Annotated in this window: 9 protein-coding genes; all 9 read left to right on the forward strand. The window is 66.6% G+C overall.

The features are described from left to right. Nucleotides 1-217 precede the first annotated feature (217 nt). The 9 genes from ELR45_RS20300 to ELR45_RS20340 all read left to right on the forward strand — a co-directional run bounded on the left by ELR45_RS20300 (nt 218) and on the right by ELR45_RS20340 (nt 7,145). The gene (locus ELR45_RS20300; protein WP_240759970.1) at nt 218-1,090 is read left to right on the forward strand and encodes a GNAT family N-acetyltransferase; all 873 of its coding nucleotides are present in this window, start codon (nt 218-220) and stop codon (nt 1,088-1,090) included. A 106-nt stretch (nt 1,091-1,196) separates the two neighbouring features. Continuing rightward, nucleotides 1,197-1,646, forward strand: a complete 450-nt coding sequence (locus ELR45_RS20305; protein WP_205856943.1) for a carboxymuconolactone decarboxylase family protein — start codon at nt 1,197-1,199, stop codon at nt 1,644-1,646. Further along, nucleotides 1,595-2,551 (forward strand): RNA polymerase sigma factor SigJ, encoded by a 957-nt coding sequence (sigJ, locus tag ELR45_RS20310; RefSeq protein WP_205856944.1) that lies wholly within the window; start codon nt 1,595-1,597, stop codon nt 2,549-2,551. Before ELR45_RS20305 ends, sigJ begins: the two co-directional genes overlap by 52 nt. Nucleotides 2,552-2,662: 111 nt before the next feature. Continuing rightward, nucleotides 2,663-3,070, forward strand: a complete 408-nt coding sequence (locus tag ELR45_RS20315) for a M67 family metallopeptidase (protein WP_129667995.1) — start codon at nt 2,663-2,665, stop codon at nt 3,068-3,070. A 132-nt stretch (nt 3,071-3,202) separates the two neighbouring features. Continuing rightward, a complete protein-coding gene (locus ELR45_RS20320; RefSeq protein WP_129667996.1) occupies nt 3,203-3,502 on the forward strand; it encodes a MoaD/ThiS family protein in 300 nt (99 codons plus the stop codon). Nucleotides 3,503-3,584: 82 nt separating this feature from the next. Further along, complete coding sequence (locus ELR45_RS20325; protein ID WP_129667997.1) at nt 3,585-4,532, forward strand: PLP-dependent cysteine synthase family protein; 948 nt, start codon at nt 3,585-3,587, stop codon at nt 4,530-4,532. Nucleotides 4,533-4,609: 77 nt separating this feature from the next. Then, nucleotides 4,610-5,476 carry a glutamate racemase gene (gene murI / locus ELR45_RS20330; protein WP_129667998.1) on the forward strand — a complete coding sequence of 289 codons (867 nt, stop codon included), beginning with the start codon at nt 4,610-4,612 and terminating at the stop codon, nt 5,474-5,476. Between the two features lie 39 nt (nt 5,477-5,515). Continuing rightward, nucleotides 5,516-6,271, forward strand: a complete 756-nt coding sequence (locus tag ELR45_RS20335) for an MBL fold metallo-hydrolase (protein ID WP_129667999.1) — start codon at nt 5,516-5,518, stop codon at nt 6,269-6,271. 118 nt (nt 6,272-6,389) lie between these two features. After that, nucleotides 6,390-7,145: a PIG-L deacetylase family protein gene (locus ELR45_RS20340; RefSeq protein ID WP_205856945.1), complete on the forward strand. Its 756-nt coding sequence runs from the start codon at nt 6,390-6,392 to the stop codon at nt 7,143-7,145. The last annotated feature ends 274 nt before the right edge of the window (nt 7,146-7,419 follow it).

Here is a 7,419-nt window from a genome sequence, read left to right on the forward strand (position 1 = left end):
CACACGCTACCAACCACCACCGACAACGTCGGTGGGAATCAGGAGTCAGTCAGACTCAACAAGGCGTTGATTCTGTCTATAAGGCAATACTCGGTGAGGTCGGCAGCTATCAGTACCTCGTTGGATGCGGACGATCCTTGGCGTTCACGCATGCAGGGCTGGGCCGCCGTATTCGCGTCCAGCGTGCTTGAATCTCAGGCTGCCGTCCGCGAACGTGATGTCGTGGGATGCGAAGGCGACGGTCGTGGGATATAGGCTCATCCGGCCGACGGACGCGGTTCGCACCGGCTGGGAGATTCGAGCGCGTGCCGAGCGGGTCGCGTCAACCTCGGCCGGCCCAGGATCGGAGCCGGCGGCACGGTTCATTCGGCTGCACGTCGAGCCTGCACATCGTCGTCGTGGCCTTGGATCATGGTTGCTGTATGAGGTGACCTCCGATCTGCGTGCGGTGGGCGGTCGGGTGGTCGAAGCGATCGCCGTGGTCGGATCTGAGGGTGCGGAGTTCGCGGCTAAGCATGGTGCGGTCGTCGGCGACGAGCTCGTGGACTATGTGCTCGAGCTCGATGATCTCGACTCCGCTGAGTTGGCCCGGTTGGCCTCCGCTGCTCCCGCAAGGTACCGACTCGTTCATTGGCGAGATCCGGCGCCCGATGCGCTCCTCGACTCCTATGCGCATGCGAAGCGCTTCGTATCCGACGCGCCGAACAGACATCCGCCTCAAGTGCCGCCGTGGACGGCGGCACTGGTTCGTCAGGCTGAGCGTGAACGGGCCGAGCGTGGGGAGGCGCTGTGGGTGACGGCCGCGATGCTCGATGGGAAGGTCGTGGCGTTCACAGAGATCTCGGCAGGCACGTCGGTGGAGGGCGATCAGCATGACACCGTCGTGCTCCCGGATCACCGTCGGTGCGGCCTGGCCAGTTGCATCAAAGCCGATCTGATCCTTCGTTTGCGAACCTCCCGGCCGGACCTTCATACGGTCGGTGTGACGTGCGCCGTCGCGAACACGGGTATGCGGGCGGTCAATCAGCGAGTCGGCTTCCTGGAGAGCGGCCGCCGCAACTTGATGCGCCTGCCGCTGCTGGGTGCGTGAACAGGCGGGCTCTACGGGTGTGAGGCGGGTCACGCGTGGATCTGTCACGCCGGGGCGTCGTCGTTCCGTCGTTCTGGTGTCAACAGACGAACGACGAGGAGGACGGATGAGCGTGACACAGCGTATGGACATCGCCACTGCTGCCCCGGAGGGCCATCGGGCGGTTCTGAACTTGGACAAGTACGTGCGAGCCAACGTGGATCACCAGATGCTGGCGCTGATCAAGCTGCGGGCTTCGATGACCAACGGATGCGCGTTCTGCGTCGACATGCACACCCGGGACGCCTTGGCCGAAGGAGAGGACAGCCGCCGCTTGTTCGCGGTCGCGACATGGCGGGAGGCGCCGTTCTTCTCGGAGCAGGAACGGGCCGCCTTGGCGCTTACCGATGAGGTGACCGAACTGGGGCCGCATGGTGTCTCCGAGGAGGTTTGGGACCAGGCGGCATCCTTCTGGAATGAGAAGGAGCTTGCCGACATACTCCTCGCCATAGCGACAATCAACGTATGGAACCGCACCTCGGTCGCGACACACAAGCAGCCGCCGACGCGCGTATGACCGTCACCGTCGGCGACGCCGCTGGTGAGCTCGTCGCCCATCGGCCGATGCTGTACGGCGTGGCGTATCGCATCCTGGGGTCGTCGTCGGATGCCGACGACGTCCTCCAGGACGCCTACCTGCGCTGGCGCGCGATCGAGCGCCGCGAGGTGCACGAGCCACGCCGGTATCTCAGCCGGATGGTGACCCGGCTGGCCATCGATCGGTTGCGCACCCGGACGAAGCAGGAGACGTACGTCGGGACGTGGCTGCCCGAACCGGTTCCCACCGAGCACTCCGCCTCGGACCCGCTGGACAGCGTCGAACAGCGCGACACGCTCGCGACGGCGACGCTCTACCTGATGGAACGGCTCGACCCGGTCGAACGGGCAGTGTTCGTACTGCGTTCGGCGTTCGACGTGCCGTACGCGGAGATCGCCGAGATCGTGCAGCGCACTGCGGAGCACTGCCGTCAGCTCTACCGTCGTGCCTCGGACCGGCTCGCGGCGAGCGCGCCGCGGTTCACGCCAAGCCGGCGCGAACATGCGGCTTTGCTTGAGCGGTTCCTCGCCGCGGCCCGCGACGGGGATCTCGCCGCGCTCCGGGCGGTGCTGCACGACGACGTCGTGACCTGGTCGGACGGCGGCGGGAAGGTGCGGGCAGCACGGAACGCCGTGGTCGGCGTCGACAAATGCGTCCGGTTCTTCGTCGGCGTCTACGGGACAAAGCGGCGCCCGGCGATCATCCCGCTCGAGCTCAACGGTTCGCCGGGTGCGGTGCTGCGCGATGCCGACATGTACCAGGCGCTGACGTTCGGCGTCCGGGACGGAAAGATCGCAGCGATCTTCCTCGTATCGAACCCGGACAAGCTCGCCGTGCTCCGCCGGATTGAGCGTCCGTGTTTCTCACCGAGTCGGCTGCCCTAGGCACTATCGGTGGTATCGCGGGTACCACGGTCGGCCTCGTCCCGCCTGGATCACGGCTGCCTGAAGCACGCCAGGGCCGACGGAGTCCACGGCATTGCGTAGGCTGGCGGCGTGCTGACCATACGCCGCGACCTTGTCGACGCCATCATCGCTCACGCACGCAAGGACCATCCGGACGAGGCCTGTGGCGTCATCGCCGGGCCCGCCGGCTCGGACGAACCGGAACGGTTCATACCGATGCTCAACGCGGCCCGGTCGCCAACGTTCTACGAGTTCGACTCGATGGACTTGTTGCAGCTCTACCGCGAGATGGACGATCGCGACGAGGAGCCGGTGGTGATCTACCACTCCCACACCGCCACCGAGGCGTACCCGTCGCGGACGGATATCTCGTACGCGTCCGAGCCGAACGCGCATTACGTCCTGGTCTCCACCCGCGATGAGGGCGAAGCCGAGTTCCGCTCGTACCGCATCGTGGACGGCGACGTCACCGAGGAAGAGGTCAAGATCCTCAGCTGACGGCCCTCCTGACGGCCGCATGGCGCCCATAGTTATGGCTATGGGCGCCATAAGGAATGATGAGGGGGCCGCGTCTGTTGCGCTAGGTAACGATGACGCGAGAGTCAACCGAGACCGTTGGGAGCATGTTCGATGGCCGTCGAGGTTCGTATCCCCACGATCCTTCGTCAGTACACGTCAGGCGCCAGGACCGTGGCAGGCAAAGGCGACACTTTGTCCGCGCTGGTCGATGACCTCGAGTCCCGCCATGCGGGGCTGAGCGAGCGGCTGATCGAGAACGGCGAGTTGCGCCGCTTCGTGAACGTGTACGTCAACGACGAGGACGTGCGCTTCCTGGATGGGCTGAAAACGCCGATCGCAGACGGCGACTCAGTCACGGTCCTTCCCGCGGTCGCCGGTGGCTCCGCCGCCCAGGAGGTTCCGGGCTCGTGATCTCGGCCACGGCCACTGAGCCGGTCGCCGTGAGCGCAGCGGTGGCGTGGCGATCGCCGCGCCTAGGAGACTGGAGCGGCTGATGCGTTACGACTCTCTGCTCGACTCGCTCGGCCGCACCCCATTGGTCGGGCTGCCGAAGCTGTCCCCCTCGCCGGACGTACGGCTGTGGGCCAAGCTCGAGGATCGCAATCCGACCGGTTCGGTCAAGGATCGCCCGGCGTTGCGGATGATCGAAGCTGCTGAGGCATCGGGGCAGCTCACGCCCGGGTGCACGATTCTGGAGCCGACGTCCGGCAACACCGGTATCTCGCTGGCCATGGCCGCCAAGCTGAAGGGCTACCAGCTCGTCTGCGTCATGCCGGAGAACACGTCCGAGGAGCGACGGCAGCTGTTGCGGATGTGGGGCGCCGAGATCATCCCGTCGCCGGCTGCGGGCGGATCCAACGAAGCCGTCCGGGTGGCGAAGGGCTTGGCCGCGGAGCATCCGGAGTGGGTCATGCTGTACCAGTACGGCAACCCCGGAAACGCAGCGGCGCACTACGAGACGACGGGCCCGGAACTGCTGGACGACCTCCCGGAGATCACGCATTTCGTCGCCGGCCTGGGCACGACGGGGACCCTCATGGGCGTGGGTCGTTACCTGCGGGAGAAGACACCGGGCGTACAGGTCATCGCCGCGGAGCCCCGCTATGGGGAGCTGGTCTACGGGCTGCGCAACCTCGACGAGGGCTTCGTCCCGGAGCTTTACGACGAGTCTGTGCTGACGTCGAGATTCTCCGTAGGCCCCCGCGACGCGGTCAAGCGGACCCGGGAGCTCCTCGAAGTCGAGGGGATCTTCGCCGGTATCTCGACCGGCGCCGTCGTACATGCGGCGCTTGGCGTCGCCCGCAAGGTCGTCAATGCCGGCGAGCGGGCGGACATCGCATTCGTGGTCGCCGACGGCGGTTGGAAATACCTGTCCACGGGCGCTTACGAAGGCACGCTCGACGACGCCGAGGACAAGCTGGACGGCCAGCTCTGGGCGTAGCCATACCCCACGATCTTGCGTGTCTTTCGACACCTTTGGCCCCGGCAGCGACTGGAACGTCGTAATCTCGTGGATCGATGAGTCACGTTCCGCGACCTCTAAGTAGCGACGGCCATAACGACGCGCCGATCGGGATTTTCGACAGCGGCGTCGGCGGCCTCACCGTGGCGCGCGCCGTGCTGGACCAGTTGCCGCACGAGCCGATCCTCTACGTCGGTGACACGGAGCGCGGGCCGTACGGTCCGCGCCCCATCGCCGAGGTGCGCGCGTATGCGCTGGACGTGATGGACACCCTCGTCGCCGAGGGGGTGAAGATGCTCGTCATCGCCTGCAACTCAGCCAGCAGCGCGGTACTGCGCGACGCCCGCGAGCGATACGAGGTACCTGTCGTCGAAGTGATCCAGCCCGCGGTCCGGCGTGCGGTCGCCGCCACCCGCAACGGGCATGTCGGAGTCATCGGGACCCGAGCGACGGTCACCTCCAAGGCATACGAGGACTCGTTCGCGGCGGCGCCGAACCTGCGCATCACCTCCCAGGCGTGCCCTCGTTTCGTCGAGTTCGTCGAGAAGGGCATCACCCACGGTGCCGAGCTGGAGCGTGTGGCGCGCGAATACCTCGAGCCCGTCCGGGACGACGGTGTCGACACGCTGGTGCTGGGCTGCACCCACTATCCGATGCTCACCGGCGTCGTCTCCTACGTCATGGGCGAGGCCGTCACCCTGGTCAGCAGCGCGGAGGAGACCGCCAAAGACGTCTACCGGGTGCTGGCCGACGCTGGCCTCATGCGCGACGACACACTGCCACCGCCGCAGCACCAGTTCCGATCGACCGGTGACCCTCGGCCGTTCAGCGAGCTCGGCCACCGTTTCCTTGGGCCAGAGATCGCGATCGTCGAGGAGACCAGCGAGATTCCGGTCGTCGGGCGCGAGGCGGTGTCGTCATGAAGACACGACGATATCCAGATGGGGCGAGGTGAGGCGGGCGTGAAGCTCACCGTGTTGGGGTGTTCCGGTTCTCTGCCGGGACCGACGTCGGCGGCGTCGGCCTACCTGGTCGAGGCGGACGGTGCACGCATCGTGGTCGACTTGGGCAACGGAGGGCTCCGTGAGCTGCAACGGCACGTCGACTACGAGGGACTCGACGGCGTCGAGGCGGTGCTCATCAGCCATCTGCACCCGGATCACTTCATGGATCTGTGTGGCTACTACGTCGCACTCCGATACGGGCCGAAGCGGCCCCGCCGGCGGGTGCCGGTCTGGGGGCCGGCGAACACGGCTGAGCGGCTGACCACGGCTTACGGTGAGGTTCCCGATCCGGGCATGTCCGAGGAGTTCGACTTCCACGCGTACCCGGATGAGGAGTTCGACGTCGGTCCGCTGACGGTCCGGGTGGCTCGCGTCGCGCATCCTGTTCCGGCCTATGCCATCCGGCTGGAGCACGCAGGGCGCGCACTCGTGTACTCCGGCGACACGGGACCGACTCCGGCGCTGGCCGAGCTTGCCCGTGGCGCCGACCTCTTCCTGTGTGAGTCCGCCTTCCGCGAGGGCGACGACAACCCGCCCGACCTGCATATGACCGGGCGGCAGGCCGGTGAGCACGCGGCGGAGGCCGGGGTAAGCAGACTGGTGATCACTCACGTGCCGCCGTGGGGAGACCCGGAACACGCCGTGACCGAGGCCCGGGCCGTCTACGACGGGCCGGTACAGGCCGCCTCTCCGGGGGCGACGTGGGAGGTGTAGCGCCAGAACGTGGACACGGCAGAACGTGGACGCGGCGGCCTGGCTGGAACATGATGGGCGCCGAGCACCGTCGGTGCTGACCCGGGTAGTCAGAGACCTAGTGAGAAGGTGGATCGCAGTGACGGACGCCGAAGCCGCTCTGGAACCCTTGGAGCCGCTCCCGGAGGATTGGGCAACTGGACTCGTCATCGTGCCGCACCCCGATGACATCGAGTATGGCGGCGCGGCGGCCATCGCCCGCTGGACGGGACAGGGCAAGAAGATCTCCTACGTGATGATCACCAGTGGCGAGGCCGGGATCGACGGGATCGCTCCCGAGGAGGCCGGACCACTACGTGAGCAGGAGCAACGGGAATCCGCTCGGATCGTCGGGGTCGATCAGGTCGAGTTCCTGGGATACCCGGACGGCGTCATCGAGTACGGGCTGCCGCTGCGGCGGGATATCTCCCGGGTGATCCGCCGGCATCGACCGGAGATCGTCATCACGGGCAACTTCCGGGACACCTACGGTGGGGTCTTCCTGAACCAGGCCGATCACATCGCCGCCGGACGCGCCGTGATCGACGGCGTTCGCGACGCCGGCAACCGGTGGGTGTTCCGGGAGCTGCTGGACGAGGGGTTTCAGCCCTGGGACGGCGTGCGCGCGGTGTGGGCAGGGGCGTCGCCGGACGGCCGGCACGCGGTGGACACCACGGACACGTTCGACAAGGGCGTTGAGTCGTTGCGCGCGCACGCTGCCTATCTGGCGGGATTGGGCGACGGTACGATGGACCCGGCAGAGTTCCTTGAAGGCTTCGCGCGCCAGACCGGCACCCGTCTGGGCTGCCGGTATGCGGCCGGGTTCGAGGTCTTCCAGCTGAAGTTCGATGACTGATACCCAGAGCTTGGCCGGACATTTCAGCTGAAACGACACCCAGTTGAGACCCGCCCGGACGGGTGTGAGTCATGGATGTGTCGCTCCATGAGTTTGTGCGGGTCGTTCTCTAGTCACGTAGTGCCTGACACGAAGATGCCCGCGAAAGTTGATCGAGCTTCACCGCCGCATCGCCCGCGGCTTCCGCAACCGCGACAACTACCGGCTACGGATGCTCCTCATCGGCGGCGGACTCGACAAGGTCATCCCCACCTGAAGTACGAAGAGCACCATA

This window comes from Phytoactinopolyspora endophytica (assembly GCF_004138495.1).
GTDB lineage: Bacteria > Actinomycetota > Actinomycetes > Jiangellales > Jiangellaceae > Phytoactinopolyspora > Phytoactinopolyspora endophytica.